This window comes from Agromyces intestinalis (assembly GCF_008365295.1).
GTDB classification, from domain to species: Bacteria; Actinomycetota; Actinomycetes; order Actinomycetales; family Microbacteriaceae; genus Agromyces; species Agromyces intestinalis.
This window is the reverse complement of record NZ_CP043505.1, coordinates 1,477,583-1,498,028: the sequence shown is the minus strand read 5'-3', so window position 1 is coordinate 1,498,028 and position 20,446 is coordinate 1,477,583. Positions and strand designations below refer to the sequence as shown.

The 20,446-nt window shown below is 73.0% G+C and carries 18 protein-coding genes; 4 read left to right on the top strand and 14 right to left on the bottom strand.

Annotated features, from left to right (window positions below; genetic code table 11):
* Nucleotides 1-47: 47 nt before the first annotated feature.
* The 5 genes from FLP10_RS06900 to FLP10_RS06880 are packed head-to-tail and all read right to left on the bottom strand — an operon-like array spanning nt 48 to nt 5,573.
* Complete coding sequence (locus FLP10_RS06900) at nt 48-1,199, bottom strand: glycosyltransferase (protein WP_168209124.1); 1,152 nt, start codon at nt 1,197-1,199, stop codon at nt 48-50.
* Nucleotides 1,196-2,497 carry a UDP-glucose dehydrogenase family protein gene (locus FLP10_RS06895; protein WP_149160197.1) on the bottom strand — a complete coding sequence of 434 codons (1,302 nt, stop codon included), beginning with the start codon at nt 2,495-2,497 and terminating at the stop codon, nt 1,196-1,198. The genes FLP10_RS06900 and FLP10_RS06895 overlap by 4 nt, the downstream gene beginning before the upstream one ends.
* Complete coding sequence (locus FLP10_RS06890) at nt 2,494-3,513, bottom strand: glycosyltransferase family 4 protein (protein ID WP_149160196.1); 1,020 nt, start codon at nt 3,511-3,513, stop codon at nt 2,494-2,496. The genes FLP10_RS06895 and FLP10_RS06890 overlap by 4 nt, the downstream gene beginning before the upstream one ends.
* Entirely contained in the window at nt 3,510-4,613 is a 1,104-nt protein-coding gene (locus FLP10_RS06885) for a hypothetical protein (protein ID WP_149160195.1), read from the bottom strand. The genes FLP10_RS06890 and FLP10_RS06885 overlap by 4 nt, the downstream gene beginning before the upstream one ends.
* The gene (locus tag FLP10_RS06880; protein ID WP_168209123.1) at nt 4,614-5,573 is read right to left on the bottom strand and encodes a glycosyltransferase; all 960 of its coding nucleotides are present in this window, start codon (nt 5,571-5,573) and stop codon (nt 4,614-4,616) included.
* A gap of 202 nt (nt 5,574-5,775) precedes the next feature.
* Between FLP10_RS06880 and FLP10_RS06875 the strand changes: the two genes are divergently transcribed.
* Nucleotides 5,776-7,089, top strand: coding sequence for an LCP family protein (locus tag FLP10_RS06875; protein ID WP_149160193.1), 1,314 nt, complete (start codon nt 5,776-5,778; stop codon nt 7,087-7,089).
* Between the two features lie 39 nt (nt 7,090-7,128).
* Here FLP10_RS06875 and FLP10_RS06870 read toward each other — a convergent pair whose 3' ends face one another.
* The 7 genes from FLP10_RS06870 to FLP10_RS06840 are packed head-to-tail and all read right to left on the bottom strand — an operon-like array spanning nt 7,129 to nt 15,220.
* Nucleotides 7,129-8,130, bottom strand: coding sequence for a glycosyltransferase family 2 protein (locus FLP10_RS06870; RefSeq protein WP_149160192.1), 1,002 nt, complete (start codon nt 8,128-8,130; stop codon nt 7,129-7,131).
* A gap of 5 nt (nt 8,131-8,135) precedes the next feature.
* The gene (locus FLP10_RS06865; protein ID WP_342780566.1) at nt 8,136-9,212 is read right to left on the bottom strand and encodes a polysaccharide pyruvyl transferase family protein; all 1,077 of its coding nucleotides are present in this window, start codon (nt 9,210-9,212) and stop codon (nt 8,136-8,138) included.
* On the bottom strand, nt 9,212-10,315 hold the full coding sequence (locus tag FLP10_RS06860; RefSeq protein WP_149160190.1) for an acyltransferase family protein: 1,104 nt from the start codon (nt 10,313-10,315) through the stop codon (nt 9,212-9,214). The genes FLP10_RS06865 and FLP10_RS06860 overlap by 1 nt, the downstream gene beginning before the upstream one ends.
* A gap of 1 nt (nt 10,316) precedes the next feature.
* Entirely contained in the window at nt 10,317-11,213 is an 897-nt protein-coding gene (locus tag FLP10_RS06855) for a hypothetical protein (RefSeq protein WP_149160189.1), read from the bottom strand.
* A 16-nt stretch (nt 11,214-11,229) separates the two neighbouring features.
* Entirely contained in the window at nt 11,230-12,657 is a 1,428-nt protein-coding gene (locus FLP10_RS06850) for a polysaccharide pyruvyl transferase family protein (RefSeq protein ID WP_149160188.1), read from the bottom strand.
* Complete coding sequence (locus tag FLP10_RS06845) at nt 12,654-14,153, bottom strand: lipopolysaccharide biosynthesis protein (protein ID WP_149160187.1); 1,500 nt, start codon at nt 14,151-14,153, stop codon at nt 12,654-12,656. Before FLP10_RS06845 ends, FLP10_RS06850 begins: the two co-directional genes overlap by 4 nt.
* Complete coding sequence (locus FLP10_RS06840) at nt 14,153-15,220, bottom strand: glycosyltransferase (RefSeq protein ID WP_149160186.1); 1,068 nt, start codon at nt 15,218-15,220, stop codon at nt 14,153-14,155. The genes FLP10_RS06845 and FLP10_RS06840 overlap by 1 nt, the downstream gene beginning before the upstream one ends.
* A gap of 220 nt (nt 15,221-15,440) precedes the next feature.
* Between FLP10_RS06840 and FLP10_RS06835 the strand changes: the two genes are divergently transcribed.
* The 3 genes from FLP10_RS06835 (at nt 15,441) to FLP10_RS06825 (ending at nt 18,670) form a co-directional block, all read left to right on the top strand.
* Entirely contained in the window at nt 15,441-16,862 is a 1,422-nt protein-coding gene (locus tag FLP10_RS06835; protein ID WP_168209121.1) for a Coenzyme F420 hydrogenase/dehydrogenase, beta subunit C-terminal domain, read from the top strand.
* A gap of 212 nt (nt 16,863-17,074) precedes the next feature.
* Nucleotides 17,075-18,298 (top strand): DUF998 domain-containing protein, encoded by a 1,224-nt coding sequence (locus FLP10_RS06830; protein ID WP_149160184.1) that lies wholly within the window; start codon nt 17,075-17,077, stop codon nt 18,296-18,298.
* A gap of 78 nt (nt 18,299-18,376) precedes the next feature.
* Nucleotides 18,377-18,670, top strand: coding sequence for a GNAT family N-acetyltransferase (locus FLP10_RS06825; protein WP_149160183.1), 294 nt, complete (start codon nt 18,377-18,379; stop codon nt 18,668-18,670).
* A 289-nt stretch (nt 18,671-18,959) separates the two neighbouring features.
* Here FLP10_RS06825 and FLP10_RS06820 read toward each other — a convergent pair whose 3' ends face one another.
* Together FLP10_RS06820 and FLP10_RS06815 are read right to left on the bottom strand one after the other, a co-directional pair.
* Nucleotides 18,960-19,409: a MarR family winged helix-turn-helix transcriptional regulator gene (locus FLP10_RS06820; RefSeq protein ID WP_425457633.1), complete on the bottom strand. Its 450-nt coding sequence runs from the start codon at nt 19,407-19,409 to the stop codon at nt 18,960-18,962.
* A gap of 234 nt (nt 19,410-19,643) precedes the next feature.
* Nucleotides 19,644-20,411 (bottom strand): winged helix-turn-helix domain-containing protein, encoded by a 768-nt coding sequence (locus tag FLP10_RS06815; protein WP_149160182.1) that lies wholly within the window; start codon nt 20,409-20,411, stop codon nt 19,644-19,646.
* Between the last annotated feature and the right edge of the window lie 35 nt (nt 20,412-20,446).

Below are 20,446 nucleotides of genomic sequence, written 5' to 3'. Positions count from 1 at the left end.
GGCGCCGGCCGCACCCTCCGGGTCCGGTTCGAGCCGTCTCAGCCGAGCTACGCTGAGAAGTCCACGGGCGACTCCGCGGCCGGGCGCCCCGCCGGCACCCACGCCGACTTCCGCCGCACGGCGGCCCGGCGCAGCGCCGCCAGCAGTGCCGCCGAGCTCGCCGCGGGTGTGAAGCGGTCGAGCCAGGCGTCGAGCCCGGGCACCTCGAGCTCGGCCGCGGCGAGGATCGCGTCGGCCAGCGCGTCGGGGTCGTCGCCCGCGGCGAGCTCGCCCGTCACACCGGGCACGATCGCGTCGGCGACGCCGAGCGCACCCGACACGGCGACCGACGGCACGCCGACCGCGGCCGCCTCGACGAGCACGTTGCCGAACCCCTCGCGCAGCGACGGCAGCAGCACGACCGAGTTCGGTTCGAACGCGGCGAACCAGTTCTCGACCCAGCCATGCGCGACGAACGGCACGTCGACGTCGCGTGCGGCTGCCCTGACCTCTTCGAGCATCGGGCCGCCGCCGAACGAGATCAACCGCGCCTCGACCCCGCGTTCGCGCAGCCGTCGCACGGCGGCGACCGCGAGCAGCGGCCGCTTCTGCGGCACGAGCCGACCCGCGAGCACGACGTCGACGCCGTCGGCGACGCCTGGCCGCCGCGCCACGCGCACGCCCGTCGTCTTCGCGAGGGCCGGGTTCGGCACGACGGCGAGCCGGTCGCCCGGTACCCCGAAGCCGGCGACCAGCTCGGCGCCGACGGGGTGCGAGCAGGCGATCACGAGATCGGCGTGGCGGTAGCTGCGACGGGCGAGCGCGATCTTCGCGCGGTGGCCCGCCGACGAGCCGGGCAGCCCCAGAGTGATGAGGTTGTGCTCGCTGACCGCGATGACCGGGCGCGCGTCACGTTCGAGGCCCGCGACCGCGGCGAGGGCGACGAGCGACGGGTAGGTCTGCAGCGCGACGAGCGCGTCGGGCCGGGTGTCGCGGATGACTCGCCGCAGACCCGCGACGGTCGCCGCGTGTCCGGTGCGCCCGAGGTCGTGCAGCGCCACCCCGTCGGGGAGTCGGTCTGCGGGCCGGTCCGAGACCAGCACCGCCGACACCTCGGCCACGGCCGCCAGCGAGCGCATCCACTGCACCCCGACCTGCTCCGCTCCGCCGCCGTGCAGCGAGGTGACGACGAACGCGATCCGTCGCATCCGCTCGGTCATGGCCGCCCCAATCCTCGATAGGTCCATCCGGCGGCGCGCCAGGCGGTCGGGTCGAGCACGTTGCGTGCGTCGATGATGCGGCGGGCGGTGACGTGGCGGGCGGTCTCGGTGGGGTCGAGGGCGCGGAACGCGTGCCACTCGGTGACGAGTACGACGAGGTCGGCGCCGGTGAGGGCGTGGTCGAGTGAGGTGGTGTAGTCGAGCTGTGGGTGCCTGGCCTGCGCGTTGGCGATCGCTTCGGGGTCGGTGGCGATCACCCGGGCGCCGAGGCCGCGCAGTTGCACGGCCACGTCGAGCGCGGGCGAGTCGCGCACGTCGTCGGAGTCGGGCTTGAACGCCAGGCCCAGCACCGCGACGGTGCGCCCGTACACCGAGCCGCCGAGCAGTTCCAGCGCGAGCTCGACGACGCGGCGGCGGCGGCGCAGGTTGATCGCGTCGACCTCTTTCAGGAACGCCACCGACTCGCCCCGCCCGAGCTCTTCAGCGCGCGCGGTGAACGCCCGGATGTCCTTCGGCAGGCAGCCGCCGCCGAACCCGACGCCGGCGTTCAGGAATCTCCGCCCGATGCGGGCGTCGTGCCCGATCGCGTCGGCGAGCTTCGTGACATCCGCCCCGCTGACCTCGGCGATCTCGGCCATCGCGTTGATGAACGAGATCTTCGTCGCGAGAAACGCGTTCGCCGCGACCTTGACGAGCTCGGCGGTCGCGTAGTCGGTCTCGATCCGCGGCGCACCGGCCTCGACGGCCGCACGGTACACCTGGTCGAGCAGCCGGGTCGACTCGGGGTCATCGACACCGTAGACGAGCCGGTCGGGCTCGAGGGTGTCTTTCACAGCGAACCCCTCACGCAGGAACTCGGGGTTCCACGCGAGCCGCGCGTGCGGGGCGGTCTCGGCGAGCCGGGCCGCGAGCCGGGCCGCCGTGCCCACCGGCACGGTCGACTTGCCCACCACGAGAGCGCCATCAGCGAGGTACGGCACCAGCGCGTCGAACGCGGCATCGACATACGACACGTCGGCCGCGTAGCCGTTCGCCGACTGCGGCGTGCCGACCGCGATGAAATGCACCCGCGCATCCGCGGCATCCGCCATCCCGGTCGAGAAACGCAACCGGCCGCTGCCGGTCGCGCTGCGCAGGATCGCACCCAGACCCGGCTCGAAGAACGGCGCCTCACCCGCGGCGAGCGCCGCGATCTTCCGCTCGTCGACATCGATACCGACGACCTCATGACCGAGCTCGGCCATCGCCGCCGCATGCACCGCGCCAAGATAACCACAGCCGATCACCGAGACCCTCATGCGGCCCGCTGCGCCGTCTCGACCCACAACCGCTCGAGACGCGGGAACACCGCGGCGGCCGAGTACCGCTCGTCGAAGACCCGCCGCCCGGCCGCGGCCAGCCGCCCGCGCGCCGCGGCGCTGCGGGTGAGGGTCGCGAGCGCGGTGGCGAGCGCGTCGACATCGCCGGGTTCGACCAGCACGCCCGCGCCGTCGCGCAGCACGGCGGGGATGCCGCCGACCCGCGTCGACACGACTGCGCAGTCGCGTGCGAGCGCCTCGAGCACGAACATCGGCATCGCCTCGTCGCGCGACGGCAGCACGGCGATCGCGGCGTCGTCGAGCACCCGCATGAGTGCGTCGTGGGCGAGCGGGCCGGCGAACTCGACACCAGAACACTCCAGCGCCAGGTCGGCCTCGGCGATGGGCCCCGCGATCACCAGCCGCCAGTCGTCGGGAGCCGCCCGCCGCCACGCCTCGAGCAGCACGTCGACGCCCTTGCGTCGGCCGACGACGCCGCCGAACACGGCGATGCGCTGCTTCACGGGTGCCGGGTGGCCCGGCGCGATGGCGTTCGGCACGAGCACGATGCGCTCGGCGTCGACGTAGCGGGCACTCACCTCGCTCGACTCGTCGGAGAGGCTCACCACGCGGTCGGCCGACCTCAGCGCCGCCGCGACCAGCCGCGGGTGGCGGTCGGCGAACGCGGCGAACTCGCTGCCGTGCAGATGGGCGACGGTGGGGATGCCGCGGGCCTTCGCGACGCGCAGCAGCGCGCCCTCCCGCACGAACGACCCGCGTTCCGACAGGTGCCCGACGACGACCTGCGGCGCACGTTTCGGCAGCCGCACCAGTTCGGCGAACGCCTGCGCCGACCGGCGCATCGCGCCCGCCATGTCGTGCGGGTCGGCGCGCGAGGTGATGACCCGCACATCGACCTCGTCGAACCTCCACGCGAGGTAGCCGTTGACGACCTGGGTCATGCCGCCCGCGTGCTCGCCCGAGCGACCGAGGTGATGCACGGTGACGCGGGTCATGCGCGCACCTCCGCGAGCGTGGACTGCACCCGCTCGCGCACCAGGCCCAGCTCGATGCGGGCGGATGCGAGCGCGTCGAACAGCTCCGTGCGTCGCGCGGCGAGTCCGTCGAGTGCCGTGGTCACCTCCGAGGCATCCGTCGCGTCGCTGCGGATCGTGACCCCGTCGACGCCGATCGTCGCGAAGTGCCGATCGATCTTGTCTGAGGCGTCGGCCAGCGTGCCGACCGGCACCGCACCCTCGGTGTACGCCGCGATCACCACGTGCAGTCGGTCGCTGAGCGCGATCGCGGTGCGGCGGTAGAGCTCGCGCAGGCGCGCCTCCTGCCGGTCGTGGTCGCGCAGCGCGTCCCACGTGAGCGCTCGCCCGCCGAGGTCGCCGGCGAGCCGGAGGCTCCGCTCGTTGTCGACGTGCACCTGCGTCACCGCCCAGATCTCGAGGCCGTGGCGTTCGGCGTAGGCGCGCACGCCCGCGAGCCACGCCTCGCTCGGGTAGACGGGCGCCGGCTCGTCGGCCCGCAGCGAAACCACGAGGACGTCGCGTGCGGCGGTGGTCGCGGCATCCGGGTCGGCGAACTCGGCGACCAGTTCGTCGGGCGCGCCCTCGCCGAACGCGAGGTCGGGCATCGGTGCACCCGCGCGCATGTACGCCGCGGTGCGGATGTCGCGCCACAGCGTGAGGTCGCTGAGCGCGATCGACGGACGCATGAGGGCCCGCGGGACCGCGGCGAAGTTGCGTGAGCCGACCCCGGCGCGCACCGCCCGCCCGCCGCGCGTGCGCAGCACGCCCAGCAGCGGCAGCACCGACAGGTGCTCCTTCATACCGACGAGGGTGAGCTGGATCTCGCCCGGCTTGAACACATAGGCGGCCCGACCCCGCGCCGCGGCGCGCAGCGCGGCGCCGTACCAGGCGAGGAACGACCGGTACACGAGGTCGCCGGGCTGGAGCCCGAGGCCTTCGTCGTACCCATCGGGAGACGCGCCGACGTAGACGTGCAGCGTGCCGTCGTCGGGCCGCACCCAGTCGAGCAGCTGGCGCCGCAGAATGATGTCGCCGACGTTCTCGTACTGGCCGCGGCCGACCGCGAAGACGCTGCGCATTCAGGCCGCCCGCCCGGCGAGAGCGGGTTCGTCGACGCGGTCGACGATCTCCCACCTGGCGGCCTCGACCATCGTGCCGGCGTCGAGGTCGTCGATCTCGACCGCGTCGGCGACGCGCAGCTCGCGCACCAGGTCGGCGATCTGCTCCTGGTGGTCGTCGACGTGCTCGCCCCGCGACGCACGCCGCACCACCAGCAGCGGGTGGATCCCCAGCTCGAGCATGCCGAGCAGGGTGCCGACGCCCGCGTGCGTGACCACGACGTCGGCCTCGAGCGCGATGCGGGCGAACTCTTCCGGGGCGAGATGCCCGTGCACCCGACCCGGAAGGTCGTCGCGGTCGGTGAAGCCGAGCTGCCAGGTGGTCTCGGGGCCGGCGAGCCCGCTGCGCAGCACCTGGTCGACGAGGGCGTCGAACCGGTACCCCTCGATCGTGCCGAGCGTGACGAAGACGCGCAGTGGGCGGTCGGGCAGCGGGCGGAGCCGGCGCGCGTAGGTGGCGAGCACGCTCGGCTGCGCGTGCCAGCGGCGACCCGCCCATGACGCATGCTGCGTGCGCAGGTCGGCGGCGTGCAGGCCCGCGAGCACCCGCCCGGTCATCGAGGGCCCGTCGACACGGCAGACGCTCTCGATGTACGTCGCGGGGATGCGGCTCATCCGCGCGACCGGCAACACCGCGAGCGCGATCGCCGAGCCCGTCGAGACAGCGACGTCGAACCGCTCACCGCGGATCGCCCCATGCACGCGACCGATCGCGCGGGCGACGCCGACGTAGTCGCGCGGGCGCACGTAGGGTACGTGCATCACGCGTCGGCCGCGCAGCAGCGAATCGGCTTGCGGGCTCTCGAACGTGACCCACAGGGAGTCGTCGCTCGGCCGCAGGTATTCGGTCTGGCGCACGAGTTCGTGCAGGTGGCCGCCAGTGGACGCGGCGAGCAGCATCTTTCGCGGTGAGTTCGGCATGACGACTTCCCCCTTGGTCGGTGTCCTGGCACCGAGGGCGGCGTCGGCCTCGCTCGGCATGAGCGTAGGCAGCCGCCGCCGGGGCCGGTAGGGGCGTTACAGAGACTTCACGAGACCTTCACACGGGGGCGGAAGCGGGCTCGTCGACGGCGGCGCCCGGCATCAGCCTCCTCCGCGAGTGCTGCGCTAGGGTTCGATCTCGATGCAGAATCTCGTGCGACGAGCGAACCCGATGCGGCACGGTCGGCTCCAGCGGCGCCGGGTGCTCACCTCCGGCCCGGTGAAAGCGGTCGCGCTCGCGCTCTGCAGCATGCTCGCGAGCACCGCGATCGTCGGTGCGTTCTTCGTGACGTCGACCTTCGCGACCGTGTCCGACAACGCCGTGGACATCGGAACCTCGGAGGAGCTCCCCGACATCGGCCTGGGCGGCGTGGAGGGCGGCTTCGACGTGCTCGTCGTCGGCGCCGACAACGATGCGAACCAGGGCGACGCGTTCGGCGAGCGCGACGGCACGCTGAACGACGTCAACATCTGGCTGCACGTGAACCAGGACCACGCTCGTGCGGTCGCCGTCAGCTTCCCGCGCGACCTGATCATCCCCCACCCCGAGTGCGCCGACCCGAACACGGGCGAAACGTTCGATGCGATGTCCGCTCAACCGTTGAACTCGGCCTTCAGCCGAGGCGGGTTGGCGTGCGTGGCGCAGACGATCTCGTCGCTCACCGGCGAGCAGTTCGAATACGCGGCATCCGTCTCGTTCAACGGCGTGATCGCGCTCAGCGATGCGGTCGGCGGGGTCCAGGTCTGCCTCGCCGACCCGATCTTCGATCCCGACGCCGACCTCGACCTGCCCGCCGGACTGGTGACGCTCCAGGGAGCTTCGGCGCTGGGGTTCCTGCGCACGCGTCACGGCATCGGCGACGGCAGCGACCTGGCTCGCATCTCGAACCAGCAGTCGTTCCTGTCGGCCCTGATGCGGCGGGTGAAGTCGGAAGCGACCCTCTCGGACCCGGGCAAGGTGGTCGGCATCGCGCGAGTGGCGGCCGATCACATGGTCCTGTCGACGTCGCTCGCGAACCCCATCACGATGGCGTCGCTCGCGATCGCCCTGAAAGACGTGCCGCTCGACCAGATCGTCTTCGTGCAGTACCCGGGCACCACCGGGTCGGCCGAGTTCCCAGGCAAGGTCGTGCCGCTCGAGGACCAGGCGGCGCAGCTGGTCTCGGCCGTCATCGCCGACCAGCCGTTCCAGTTGGGCGCGGACGCGCTGGGGCAGGGCGTCACCGTGGACCCCGCCGCCCCGGCCGAGCCGGCTCCGGCGGACCCGCCGCCGGTCGACGAGGGTGCGGCGGAACCGGCGCCCGACGAGTCCGCCCAGGAGACTCCCGACGATCCCGCCGCGCAAGCGGCTCCACCCGTCGACCCTGCCCCGCCGGCCGCACCGCCGCCGGTGATCGAGGGCCTGAAGGGGCAGGATGCATCGCAGGCGACCTGCACCGTCGGGTTCGTGGACTGAGCGTCCGCGGGTACGGCGTTGCCCAGCGGGGATCGCGGGTCACCGCTCGGCGGCGCGCAACAGGCCGCGGTAGAGCGGCAGCGAGGTCTTCGCCGCGAGGGCGAGCAACAGGCGGCGCGCGTCGCGTCGGCGGGCGAGCACCGCGAGGTCGGATGCCGCGAGCCGGCGCCGCATCGCACGTACGATGTCGCGCGACTCGGCGGGGGAGTACGGCCCCTGGACCCCGTCCTTCAAGCTCGAGAGCACGAGGAAGCGCGTGCGGAAGTACCTGAAGGCGTCGGTGTCGACGAGCGCCGGGTCGAGACGCGCAGCCGCCCGGTCGACGGCGTCGCCGATGAGTTCGAGCGACGCGGCCCGGCTCGACCGGCTGGTGATGATCGAGCCCGACCGCAGCCGGTAGTCGTAGATGGTCGCATCGAGGAATCCGACCCGCCCGGCCCGCGAGAGCGCATCGGCGACCATCGCGAGGTCGGAGTGCACCCGGGCGGGCGTGAACTCGAGGGCCGAGGCGAGCTCGCGACGGAACAGCTTGTTCCAGAGGTGCCCGCTGATGCCGCCGGTGAGCAACGCCTCGAAGGCGGTGCGCCCGTCGACCGGCCCACCCGTCGGCGCCGGCAGGGCGCGCTGCGACGAACCGCCGTCGTACACGAACCGGGCGCCGGCGACCACGACGTCGAGACGATCGCGGTCGGCCGCCTCGACGAGGCGCGCGAGCGCGTCGTCGCGCCAGTCGTCGTCGGCGTCGACGAACCAGACGTATTCGCCGCGGGCGGCGGCGACGCCCGCCTGCCGGGCGCGGGCGACGCCGCCGTTCTCGACGAGCGCGATGAGGCGCAGCCGGTCGTCGTCGGTCGCGGCGGCGCGCACGAGGTCGGCCGATCCGTCGGCCGACCCGTCGTCGACGACCACGACCTCGAACGCGTCGTGCCGCTGGGCGAGCAGGCGAGGCAGCGCGTCGGGCAGGTACCCGGCGCCGTTGAACACCGGCACGACGATGCTCGCGCGCGGCGGCTCGGATGCGGGCGGCGTGCGACGAGGCATCCGATTCACCGCCCCGCCGTCAGCTCGACCAGGCCGTCGACGACCGCATCGATCGTGCGCCGGGCCTCGACCACGCTCGCCATGATCTCGGCGTGCCGCCCGATCGCGTCGCGCGCGGTCGCGAGCGCCGTGTCGGGGTCGGCCAGGGCCCGGTCGACGCTCGTGCCGGTGATGCCGGCGGCCGCGAGCGTGCGCACCACCTTGTCATCGTCGCCGTTCGCCAGGCCGATCGGTACCGCGCCCTCGGTCGCCGCGATCACCAGCGCGTGCAGCCGATCGCTGACGACCGCGCGCGAGCCGCGGTAGACCGCGCGCAGCCGCGCCTCCTGCTTCGCGTGGTTCGGGCCGTCCCACACGACTGCCTCGGCGCCGAGGGCGTCGGCGAGCTCCTCGGCGAGCGGGCCGTCGCGTTCGATCTGCGCCACGACCACAGGCTCGAGGCCGAGCTCATCGGCGAGCGTGCCGATCGCGGCGATCCAGCGGGCATCGGGCCGGTCGCGCTCGGCGTGGCTGAGGCTCGCGCGCACCGCGATCGCGAGCGTGCGGCGGTCGGCGTCGTCGGGCGCGGCGAGCAGCACGTCCTCGGGTGCGCCGAGTGCGAACGCCCAGTCGGGCGAGACCCCGCCGACGCCCATCATGCGCCGGCTCGGCTCGTCGCGCCACGTGACCACCTGGCACAGCCGCAGCACCGCCGAGATCGGCACCCGCCACGCCGTCGGTTCGCGCACCCCGACCCCGACATGGGCCGCCGCGCCGCCGCGCAGCCGGGCCGCGACCAGCAGCGGCGCGAGCCGCAGATACCGCATCGCGAACGCGCGCTGCACCTCGGTCTCGCCCGTGTCGAACGCGTAGAGGCTGCGTTCGGCCGTGAGGGCCTTCGACAGTCGCCCGCGCCACTCGGCCGACGTGCGGTAGAGCCGGTCGCCGTCGTGCAGGCCGAGCCCGCTCAGGTGATCGTCGTCGCGGGCGCCCACGTACACGTGCAGCGGGCCCACCCGCCGCAGCGCGTCGAGGAACCCGCGCCGCAGCACCGTGTCGCCGACGTTGTCGACCTGTCCCATCGCCGACGCGTACACCTGCATCACGCCGACTCCGTGGCATCCGTGAGGGCCTTCGGCTCGGGCTCGGCCCTCCGCGACCCCCGCCGCGATCTGCCCGGCCGCACCCGGAACGGGCTCACGAACAGCCAGGTGAACCGCGACAGCAGCCGGAACAGCAGGATCGAGATCACGATCGTGAGCGTCGTCGTGACGAGCATCACGAGCCATCCGTCGTCGCCGAGGTCGTGCAGCTGCGGGAACATCGCGATCACCGCGACCAGCCCGGCGATGACGAACACGTGCAGCAGGTAGATGTCGAGCGTGCGCTTGCCGAGGTAGCTCAGGAACCCGAGCGGTCGCAGCCGCACCAGCCGCACTGCGGCCGTGAACCCGAACGCGAGCGAGGCGACCTGGGCGACGAGCGCGACACCGGGCACCTCGCGCGAGACGGGCACGAGCGCCAGCAGCGCCGACACCGCGAGGGACACGGCCAACGACGCCCACACGTGCCACGGCTTCGACTCGGCCACCGCTCGGTCGATCCGCTTCGAGAGCACGACGCCCGCCACGAAGAAGACGAGGTACTCGCCCATCCGGTTCCATCCGACGTTGTGCGTGTCGGCGAGGCCCGACGAGAACAGCACGGACACCACACCCGCCCCGGCCAGCTGCGCCCAGATCGGCGCCTTGCGCACGAGCCAGACCGCGATGGTGAACAGCAGGAGCGCGTAGATGAACCAGTAGCTCGACGTCGGCCACACGAAGATGAGCGCGAGCGCGAGCGGATCCGACGCGGTCACCCCGGCACCGTCCTCGGCGCGCACGTTCGGCACGACGAGGTAGAACGCGAACCGGATGACGCTCCAGAGCACGTACAGGTAGAGGTACTGCGCGAGCCGCCGTTTCCAGACCTCGGCGAACGTCCACTGCGGCACGCGCAGCGCGAACATGCCGGTGATCACGAAGAACGCGGGCATCGGGAACGGCTCGAATGCGATCTTCGACCGGCCGAGGCCGCCACCCTGGTAGTCGAGGGCGCGCAGGAACAGCATGGTGTGGAAGATCACCACGAGAATGATCGCGACGCCCTTGACCAGTTCCATCCAGTCCTTGCGGGCGACGTCGGTGCGGATGAGCACGGACATGTCAGCTCCTCCAGCGTTTGAAGGCCGCGATCGAATCGCTCGAGACCCAGTCGGGTTGGGTGTGGCCGAGGGTGTGGGTGCGAACGGATGCCTCGGATGCCACGGGCCCGGCCTTGTTCACGAGCGCGAGCCCGTGATCCTCGGGGGGCACGAGCGTGTCGCGCTTGGGCTCGACCGACACCACGACCCGGATGTTCGTGCCCTTCCAGGCCGACTGCGGCGCCCGGGCGGGGTTGCGCTCCTGGATGAGCTTCTCGTTGTTGCCGAACGCGGGGCCGATCGACGGGCCGCCGCCTTGCTGGTAGCACTTCCAGAGGTCGTAGACGCCGTTGCACAGGTACAGCCCCCGCACCTGCGGCATGGCCTTCGTCGCGTACACGCCGCACGCGAGCGCGCCGCCGCCCGAGGTCGCGCGCAGGAAGTTGTCGCGCACCTTGAACACCGACTTCACGTAGGTCCAGCCGTCGCGCTGCGCCTTCTCGGCGATCGAGTTCGTCCACTGGCCGCCTCCGGCGTCCTGGCAGATCGCGACCCAGCCCTGGTCGACGACGTACTCGGCGTTCCACTTGAAGCCCGCGTTCATCGCCTCGCTCGAGCTGTTCGGCGCGTGGTAGAACCACACCACGTTCGTGGTCGTCGACGACGGGGTCACCGAGTGCGGCACGAAGATGCGGGCGAGGTCGCCGTTGATGTCGACCTGGATGTTGTCGTACGGCTTCTTGCCGACGGCGGTGGTCTGGTTGCCGATGCGGGACTTCTCGCGCGGCAGCGTGGGCGTCGCGCCGTGGGCGGGCGCGGGCTGCGCGCCCCAGAGGGCGACGCCGGCGGCCAGGCCCGCGCCAGCGGTCACGAAGCCGCGGCGGCTGAGTCCCGCGCGGGGGTCGGATGTCTCGGTCATGGGTGTTCCTCCGGGTTCAGGCAGGCACGGCCCGCGGATCGGTGGGCGACGAGGGCGGAGCCGTCGGCGCGAGGTCGGCGAAGGTCACGGGAGCCGCGACGGGCGCGGCGGGCAGGGGCAAGCCGATGGTGTTGCGCTGTGCGAGCGTGCGCAGGCGGTCGTGGGCGACGCGGATGCGCGTCCGCGCCGCCGGGTCGGACTCGAGCCGCCGCGCGACGGCGAGCACGCGCTCGCCGAGGTCGGGTCCGGGTTCGACGCAGAGCTCGGGGACGCCGACGAGGCGCATGAGCCCTTCGACCTTGCCTTGGGTGGCGAGTGTGATGGCCGGCACGCCCGCCCGCAGCGCCATGATCGCCAGGTGCATGCGGCCGGTCACGACGAGTCGGGCGCGCGCGGCGAGCCCGCGGATCTCGGCAGGCGTCAGCAACCGGTCGACGAGACCCACGCCCGGGTCGTCGCCGACCGCCTCGAACACGGCGCGGCAGGCGGCGACGTCGTCGCTGCTCGGTCGCGACACGTGCGGCACGAGCAGCACCCGGTCGCCGCCGGCGCGCAGTGCGTTCACGATGCGGCGGTACTCGCCGACCTGATCGTGGTCGCGGCCGACCAACGCGCTCGCGTTCACGAGCACGACCGGCCCGTCCTCGGGCCCGAGCAGCCGGGTCGCGGCACCGGGGTCGACGTCGCGGGCGGCGAAGACGAGGTCGGCGGTATCGACGACGCCGGGGATGTCGTCGATGCGGGCGCGGGCCGCCGACACGGGGTCGCGTACGAGCGACACGACGCCCGCCGCGCCGGCGCGACGCAGGGCGGCCCGGGCTCGCCGGTGCGGGTGCGCGTTCCAGCTGAACCCGAGGATGCGGCTCGGCACGCCGGCACGCACCGCCGCCTCGGCGAGCGTGGCCCGCCGCACCGACCCGCGCGGACTGTACCGGCCGTCCATGACGTCGGCTCCGATCACCGAGCACGACCGTGCCGTGGCGAGCAGGGCGCCGAACGCCTCGAGCTCGGCACCGCGCACGTCGCCGCCGAGTCGGCCGCCCCCGAGTCGGCCGCCCCCGAACCCGCCGCCCCCGAACCCGCCGCCGTAGATCAGCTCGCCGAGCGGCACGAACGACACCCGGTCGTCGGCGCCCGGCGGCATCGCGAAGTCGCCGATCCGACGGATCACCACCACGACCGGGCCGTCGACGCGCTCGACGAACGCGTCGAGCATCGCCTGGTCGCCGATGTTGCCGGCCCCGGCCGACGCCAGCAGCAGGTGCGGCGCGGAGCCCGCGGCATCCGACCGGTTCGAAACACCGGGGGCGCCCGCCGCTCCCGCCTGTGCGCGCTGCACCGCACGCGCGATGCGCGCCCGGTCGCGCCTGGCGGCGATCGCCGACGCGGCTACGATCTCCTCGGCGCGCGCGCGTGCGCGTCGCACCAGCCTGCTCGGGTTCATCCGGCCTCCCCGGGATCGGGTTGTGCGCCACCGGCGCGGAAGTATCTGCGGATCGCGACCATGCGCCGCACGTCGTCGCGGAACGGCCGCAGCGCGAGCGCCGCGACCCCGAGCGCCCCGGCGAACGCGAGCGCGCCCACCGCGAGCCGCAGCGCCCACGCGGCATCCGGCAGCCAGGCCGTCGCGGCGAACGAGGCCGCTCCCGCCGTCGCGTGCACCGCGAACGCGCGCACGCCGTTGCGCCACAGCATGCCGACCGGCGCATCGCTCACCCGGCCCGCCCACCACAGCGCGATCGGCCAGAGCACCGCGGTGGCGATGGCGAACACCGCGGCGACCCCGAGCACCCCCCAGAACGATCCGAGCACGATCAGCCCGATCATGACCGGCCGGGTCGCGAGCGTGTACGCGAGGTGCGCCCCGGTCAACCCCTTCGAGAGGAACACCCAGTAGGTCGCATAGCCCGCCGCTTGGAAGAACCCCGCGACCGCGAGGATGCGGAAGATCGGCACCGCCGGCTCCCACTGCGCACCGAGCGCGAGATCGATGAGCGGCCCGGCCTGCGCGCACCCGAACGCGAGGATCGCTCCGACCAGGTTGAGCATGAACGCCTGCCCCAGCCCGATGAACTCGGCGTAGCGCGCGGGCGAGTCCTGCAGCCGCGAGAGCACCGGCAGCGCGACCCGGGTCGACGGCGCGTTCACCTGGTTGAGCGGCATCAGCATGAGCTGGAACGCCCGGTTGTAGAGGCCCAGCGCGGATGCTCCGACGGTCGCGCCGATCACGACCGAGTCGACGTTGCGACTCGCGTAGGCGACGAGCTGGCTCGCGACCAGGTTGCCGCCGAATCGCAGGAACCCGCGCATCGGCACCCCTCGGCTCGGCAGGCCCGGCCACCACCCGGTGACCGCGACCAGCGCGACGAGGGTCGCGGCGGCGACCACGAGCTGTTGTGCCACGAGGGCGCCGTACCCCGCCCCGCCGAGCGCGAGCCAGACGCCCACCACGAGCCCCGCGATCTGCCCGGCGATCTCGGCCGAGCTCAGCCGCATGAAGCGCATCCGCCGGTTCAGATCGGCGCGGAACTGCGTCGCCAGCCCGTTCAGCAGGAAGGTCGCCGACAGCGCGATCGCGACCGGCTGCAGGCGCGGGTCGCCGTAGAAGGCGGCGATCGGTCCGGATGCCGCGCACACCGCGACGGCGAGCAGCGCGCCGATGCCGGTGTTGATCCAGAACAGGTTCGTGCGCTGCGCGTGCGTCACCTCGCGGGCCTGCACCGCCGCGGCCGACAGGCCGAAGTCGCGGAACACCTCGCCGACGCCGATGATCGCGAGCACCATCGCGAGCACGCCGTAGTCGGCGGGGGTCAGCAGCCGCGCGAGCACCACGATGCCCGCGAGCTGCACCAGCACGCGAACGAGCTGTGCGCCGAGCGTGACGGCCGCGCCCCGCGAAGCGGAGGCCCCGAGGCTCGGCGGACGCTCGTCGATCGCCATCAGCCCGCTCGCTTCCGTTCGAGCAGTGCGCGGTAGGCGGCGGCGTGACGCCGCCCTATCTCGTCCCAGTCGCGGCCCGCGAGATCGGGCTCGCCCGGCGAATCGGCCGGCCCGGCCGCCCGCAGGGCCGCGAGCCCCAGCTCGAGCGCCGCCGCGTCGAACGCGCCGTCGTACTGGATGATCCAGCCCGGCCCGACCTCGGCGGCGATCGCCTCGTTCGCCGGGCTCCGCGGCACGAGCACCCGCCGGCCCAACGAGAGGGCGACGAGCAGCACGCCCGAGTTGTGCATCTCGGCGTAGGGCAGCACCACCAGCTGCGCCGCGGTCACCTCGCGCACGAGCTCGTCGTCGTCGACGAAGGCCAGGCGGGCGCTCACCCGGTCGGATGCCGCGACCGCCGCCTCGACGCGCGCGCGGAGCTCGGGCGACGGATTGCCGACGAGCCGCAGCTCGGTGCCCGCCGGTCGCAACTCGTCGTACACCTCGAGCAGCCGTTCGACGCCCTTGTAGGGGCGGATGATCCCGAAGTACAGCAGCCGGCCCGGCACCGTGCGACTGCGCGGGTGCGCGGCGAACCGGTCACGGTAGTGCCCGTGCGGAATGTCGACCGCCACCGCGTCGGGCCGGGCGTCCGGCGGGGCCGGGGTCGAAGGGTTCAGCCGCACGAACAGGTCGGTGCGGCGGTCGATCGCCGAGAGGAGCCGCCGCTCGGCGGCCGTGCCGGACTCGTGCGTCGCGACGTTGTGCAGCGTGCGAACGATCGGCGTGCCGGTGCGTGCGGCGCGGCGCAGCAGCATCCGCATCGCCTGGCGCTTGCCGAACCGCAGCGCCGGGGTGCGTGCGCGCAGCAGCAGCTCGGGCCAGTGCAGGTGCAGCACGTCGTACCGATCGCGCAGCGCGGCCGACCACGAGAAGTGCCGCACCTGGACTTCGGCCGGTGCGCCCGAGGTGACCTGGTCGACGTACTTCGTGGTGCCGTCGGGCGGGGCCAGCGAGTGCAGCACCGTGATCGGGGCACCCGCGCCGGCGATGCTCGCCGCACGCACCGCCGTCGCGTTCTCGCTCATCGACCGCCTCCCTCCCGTGGTCGTGTCCCCACCATCGGGCGGACGGGCGATCGGCCCGTCGGGCTCACACGGTAACCGGGTCGGCGCGGCGCCGGTACCCCACCCGGCCACCCGCAACACGATCGACCGCTGCCCGTTACCCGCCCGTCACCGGGCGGAGATACGTTCGCAGGACTCCGGGACGCCGTCGTGCCCGATTCGCCGGGCGATCGGGGGGATCATGCACCGCATCGAAGAGGTCGTGGCGCGCGGCATGTGCGTCGGCTGCGGCGCGTGCGCGGTGCGCACCGACGGAAGGGTGCCCGTCACGATCGGCGCGCGCCGTTCGTTCGAGGCCGATCTCGACGGCGTCGGCGCCGACGACCTGCGCGCCGCGAGCCGGGTCTGCCCGTTCAGCGACGAGTCCCGCGACGAAGACGCGATCGGTGCGACGAGGTACCCCGACCTGCCGCACGACGCGCGCATCGGGCGCTACTCGGGCCTGTTCGCCGGGCGCCTGCGCGACGGCGACCGCGCCCTCGGGTCGAGCTCGGGCGGGCTCACGAGCTGGGTCGCCGAGCAGCTGCTCGTACGCGGCGACGTCGACGCGATTCTGCACGTCTCCGGGGCGGAGGACCGCTCTCGGGGCCTTTTCGACTACCGCGTGACCGACGACGCGGCCGAGTTCCGCGCGCGCCGGAAGTCGTTGTACTCGGCGACCACGCTCGCCGAGGTGCTGCAGGCGGTGCGCGGAGACGGCCGGCGGTACGCGCTCATCGGCGTGCCGTGCTTCCTGAAGGCGGCGCGCCTGCTCGCCGAGGAGGACCCGGTGCTCGGCGCGCAGCTCGCGTTCTTCCTCGGCCTGGTGTGCGGGCACCTGAAGTCGCAGGCGTTCGCCGAGGCGCTCGCCTGGCAAGCGGGCGTCGCGCCCGACGACCTGCGCGACGTCGACTTCCGCGTGAAGGCCCCCGGGCGCCCGTCGAACCGGTACGACTTCGGGGCGACCGGACCCGACGGCGAGGTCGAGGTGCCGACCGCGAGCCTCGTCGGAGGCAGCTGGGGCCACGCGATGTTCCAGGTCGCCGCGTGCGACTTCTGCGACGACATCTTCGCCGAGACGGCCGACATCGCCTTCGGCGACGCGTGGCTGCCCCGGTACACCGACGACTGGCGCGGCACGAACGTGATCGTCTCGCGCCGACCCGAGCTCGACGCGCTGCTGCGCGACGCGGCCGCGGCGGGTGAACTCGACCTCGACGAGGTGTCCGTCGACGACGTCGCGGCGACCCAGGCGGGCAACTTCCGCCACCGCCGGGTCGGGCTGTCGGTTCGGCTCCACGACGATACGACGGCCGGGCTGAGCGTGCCGCGCAAGCGCGTGCCCGCGAGCCTCGACGGCATCGACCCGAAGCGGGTGGAGCTGGTGCGCCGGCGCCGGCGCATCGCGCGGCGCAGCCACGAGGCGTTCGCCCGGGCCCGCGCTGCCGGCGACCTCGAGATGTTTCTGCGGGCGATGCATCCGCTGGTCGGGGCCTACGCGCGCATCGAACGCGGCGGAGCTGTGCGTCGGTTCGCCGACGCCGTCGCTCGCCGTGCGCGGCGCATGGCCGGCGGGGCACACGGGGTTGCGCGCCGTGCGCGCGGGCTCGTCCCCGGCCTGTGAATCGGCTGAGTATTCATCGCATTCGGGTGTCATCGGGCTGCCGCCGAGTCGGGGGCGCTGGTTAGGCTCGGGGCATCTGATTCCCGGGAAGCGAGAGTCGGGTGAGGGGAATGCGCGCCGGCCGAGGCCTGCCAACGTCATCCCGGGGGATCCGCTGGCGCGGCCTCTCCTCCGGCGCAGCCGGTCGTCTGGAGCACGATCGGCCCACCGTCGTGCTCGGCGGACTCCTCGCGGTCGCGCGGCCCGTGCACTCGCTCGCGGCGCTGCGCCGCTTGCTCGCGCTGCTCATCGGCATCGGCGCGGCCACCGCGTTCACGGCCGTGCCGACGCGGCTGCTCGCGTTCGGCGCCGACGCCTCGGTCGCGTGGGGGCTTCCCATCCCCGGCGGCGTGATCGTCGCGGTGCTGCTGCTGTCGGCCTCGGCGTCGCAGGACTCCATCGCGATCATTTCCGCGCGTGGATTGCCGACGCTGCCGATCCACGCGCGCGCCGTCTCGAACGGCGTCGTCTGGGCGGGCATCGCGATGCTCGGCGTCGCCTTCACCGCGCCGGCGTTCGCGGCCGTGCCGGGCGGGCCGTTCGTCGCGGCGCTCGTGCTCGGCGTCGGTATCGGGGCGCTCACCGTGGTGCTGCACCGGTCGGCCATCGCCCACGAGTCGTACCGCACGTTCAACCTCGTGGCGATGCTGCTCGCGGTCGGCAGTCTCGCCAGCATGGCCATCACGCCGACCGGCGAATGGTGGACCGTCAACTTCTCGACCCTCGGCACCTCCGATGACCTCGCCGCCGCCTGCTTCAACGTCGCGATCGTGATCGCCGGTCTCGGCATGGCGGGGCTCGCCCCCGTGCTCAGCCGAGAGCTCGTCGGGCGGCACCACGGCCCGCGTCGCGGGGGCGCGCTCGCACTGCGAGTGCTCATCGCCGCGATCGGGTTGAGTCTCGCGGGAGTCGGGCTGGTGCCGATCGACCGCGACCCCGAGGTGCACAACGTGTTCGCATGCGCTGCTGCTGGGGCATTCGCGATCGCGACGATCGGCATGGCGTGGTGGGTGCGGCGCCCGCCGAAGCGGTTCCTCGTGTGGTCGTACGCCTCGCTCGCGATCGAGATCGCGGCGATGGTCGGGTACGACGGGCTCGACCTCTTCAACCTGACGGTGTTCGAGATCATCGCGTTCTCACTCGTCTTCGGCTGGCTGATCGCGATGGTCGCCACGACGGCCGGGCATCCGCGATCGGTTCGGCGCTCGAGTCGCGGTCGCAGTGATCGGCATCGCGCGATGAACCGGATGCCGCGTCGCGCCGCATCCCGCCCGCCGGCGTCGAACGGTCGAGGTACCCGGCCATCCCCGCGCGAGCACGCCGCTGCCCGGCGTCGCCGGATCATCCGCTCACGCGGACGACGCGAGCGCCGCGCGAGCGCTGAGGAGCCCCCTTGATCGGCCGGTACCCCACCGCATCGGGCAGGATGGAGCGCGTGGGCCCGAGCCGACCGCGGGTTCCGGTGAGGGGACGACATGAGCGACATCGTGCGCAACGACGAGCGGCATCGCTACGAGCTCCGGGTCGACGGCGACCTGGCGGGTTTCGCCGCGTTCCGTGAGGAGCCGGGCCGCATCGTGTTCACGCACACCGTCGTGCTGCCGGCGTACGAGGGTCGGGGGCTCGGCAGCCGGCTCGCGGAGTCCGCCCTCGGCGACGCCGTTTCGCGCGGACTGGTGATCGTGCCCGAGTGCCCGTTCATCGCCGCCTACGTGCGACGGCACCCCGAGTACGCCGGGTCGGTCGAACGCACGACGCCAGGGGACTGAGGCGTTCGGTTCGTCCCGATAGCGTCACCTCGATCACCGTCCCCTCAATGGGGGCGATCGAGATGAGCCCCGCTCGGATTAAGATCGAATCAGCCCGAGCCGACCCGATCGGCCGCACCGTTCATCGGTGCGCTCGTCACGATCTCGCGATCGCGATGACCGGGATCGACTCGCCGGGCTCAGTTCGGGTCGCCCGGCGAGGTGGCCTCCTGTGAGGCCGCGGCGGAGCGGGAGGTAGGGTTCCCGCTCCGCCGTCTCGCGCGGACGGCGACGGGGTCGCGGAACCGACTCAGCGGGCGTCGTCGGCGACCGAGCTGCGGATCCGGTCGCAGAGGTCGGTCAGCACGGCCAGCTCGGCATCGTCGAGCGCACCGCCGACGTGCCGGGTGATGGCGTCCATGTGCGAGATCGCGACGCCGCGGAAGAGGTCGAAGCCCTCGGGCGTGATCGCGACGATGGTGCCGCGGCCGTCGGTCGGGTCATCGGTCTTGCGTACCAGGCCGCGCGCGGCGAGCCGGTCGACGAGCCGGCTCACGCTCGGCTGGGTGATGAGCACGTTGCGGTTCAGGTCGCGAAGTCGAAGCTGTCGGCCGGGCGCACGGGTGATGTTGAACAGCACGTCGTACTCGTTCAGCGAGATGCGGTCGGAGGGGAACTCCGCCGCCAGCGCACGCATCACGGTGACCTGTGCGCGGAAGAGCGACTCCCACGCGGTGACGGTGCGAGCGCGTTCGGACACGTGACCCCCTCGAAGACCTGCGGGCGGACGCCCGATCGGATGTCTCCCCAGAATAGGGCCGGACACGGTCGAGGGCCGGTCGTAGAGGCTGACGACCGGCCCTCTCCCTTGCACCAAGAGTGTCCTGCAATCACATTCCACATCGGCCGCCACAGCAAACAGCCGATGCACTACCGAATATATAACAGATCGGTAACAGGCGCTAGTGGATCGTGAGAGCGATTTCCGAGGAGTTCAGAAGACGTCGGGGCTGGGCGTCGAAGCCTGGCGGATCGAGACATCCGCGTGCCGGTCGAAACGGTACCCGACGCCGCGCACCGTGCGCACGATGTCCTGGTAGTGGGCGAGCTTCGACCGCAGCCGACGCACGTGCACGTCGATCGTACGCTCGCTCGGCGCCTCCTCGTCGTCGGCCCACAGACTCTCGATGAGCTCGTGGCGATCGATCGTGCGGCCCTCGCGAAGCACGAGGTACTGCAGCAGCTCGAACTCCTTGTAGGTGAGGCCGGCCGGCTCGCCGTCGAGCAGCACGCGCTTGCGCGAGATGTCGATGATCACGCCGTTGGGGTGGCGGTCGGTGTCGTCGCTGCCCGCCTGCTCGCGCTGCTTGGCGAGGGCAGCCGGATCCTGCAGGGCGAGCCGCACGACATCGACATCGCGACCGCCCGCGCCCTCGGGGGCGAGGGCGACCGCGGCGTACGTCTCAGCAGACGGGGCGACCTCGGCGGTGAGCTTGCGCAGCGCCTCGACGATGCGGTGCAGCGTGGTGCCGTCGGCGACGGCCTTGGCCTCGTCGATGCCGACGTAGAGCACGAAGCCGCGGGCCTCGGTGCCGTCGGGCACTGCGCGAACGCGCGGCGCCGCGGGCTGGGCGGGTGCGGCCGCAGCGGGCGCGGCCTGGGCGGTCGGAACGCCGGCGATGCGGCGCAGTGCGCCCGGCGCGACGGGGGCCGGGGTCGAGACGATCGGAGCGGTGCGGATCGGAGCGAGCGCGAGAGACATGACGGAAGTCCTAACGGAAGGTGCGTTGACCGACC

Bases quoted from the DNA above. Each gene is read 5' to 3' on its own strand.
- FLP10_RS06900 (WP_168209124.1), bottom strand. From the start codon at position 1,199: ATGACCGAGCGGATGCGACGGATCGCGTTCGTCGTCACCTCGCTGCAC.
- FLP10_RS06895 (WP_149160197.1), bottom strand. From the start codon at position 2,497: ATGAGGGTCTCGGTGATCGGCTGTGGTTATCTTGGCGCGGTGCATGCG.
- FLP10_RS06890 (WP_149160196.1), bottom strand. From the start codon at position 3,513: ATGACCCGCGTCACCGTGCATCACCTCGGTCGCTCGGGCGAGCACGCG.
- FLP10_RS06885 (WP_149160195.1), bottom strand. From the start codon at position 4,613: ATGCGCAGCGTCTTCGCGGTCGGCCGCGGCCAGTACGAGAACGTCGGC.
- FLP10_RS06880 (WP_168209123.1), bottom strand. From the start codon at position 5,573: ATGCCGAACTCACCGCGAAAGATGCTGCTCGCCGCGTCCACTGGCGGC.
- FLP10_RS06875 (WP_149160193.1), top strand. From the start codon at position 5,776: ATGCAGAATCTCGTGCGACGAGCGAACCCGATGCGGCACGGTCGGCTC.
- FLP10_RS06870 (WP_149160192.1), bottom strand. From the start codon at position 8,130: ATGCCTCGTCGCACGCCGCCCGCATCCGAGCCGCCGCGCGCGAGCATC.
- FLP10_RS06865 (WP_342780566.1), bottom strand. From the start codon at position 9,212: ATGCAGGTGTACGCGTCGGCGATGGGACAGGTCGACAACGTCGGCGAC.
- FLP10_RS06860 (WP_149160190.1), bottom strand. From the start codon at position 10,315: ATGTCCGTGCTCATCCGCACCGACGTCGCCCGCAAGGACTGGATGGAA.
- FLP10_RS06855 (WP_149160189.1), bottom strand. From the start codon at position 11,213: ATGACCGAGACATCCGACCCCCGCGCGGGACTCAGCCGCCGCGGCTTC.
- FLP10_RS06850 (WP_149160188.1), bottom strand. From the start codon at position 12,657: ATGAACCCGAGCAGGCTGGTGCGACGCGCACGCGCGCGCGCCGAGGAG.
- FLP10_RS06845 (WP_149160187.1), bottom strand. From the start codon at position 14,153: ATGGCGATCGACGAGCGTCCGCCGAGCCTCGGGGCCTCCGCTTCGCGG.
- FLP10_RS06840 (WP_149160186.1), bottom strand. From the start codon at position 15,220: ATGAGCGAGAACGCGACGGCGGTGCGTGCGGCGAGCATCGCCGGCGCG.
- FLP10_RS06835 (WP_168209121.1), top strand. From the start codon at position 15,441: ATGCACCGCATCGAAGAGGTCGTGGCGCGCGGCATGTGCGTCGGCTGC.
- FLP10_RS06825 (WP_149160183.1), top strand. From the start codon at position 18,377: ATGAGCGACATCGTGCGCAACGACGAGCGGCATCGCTACGAGCTCCGG.
- FLP10_RS06815 (WP_149160182.1), bottom strand. From the start codon at position 20,411: ATGTCTCTCGCGCTCGCTCCGATCCGCACCGCTCCGATCGTCTCGACC.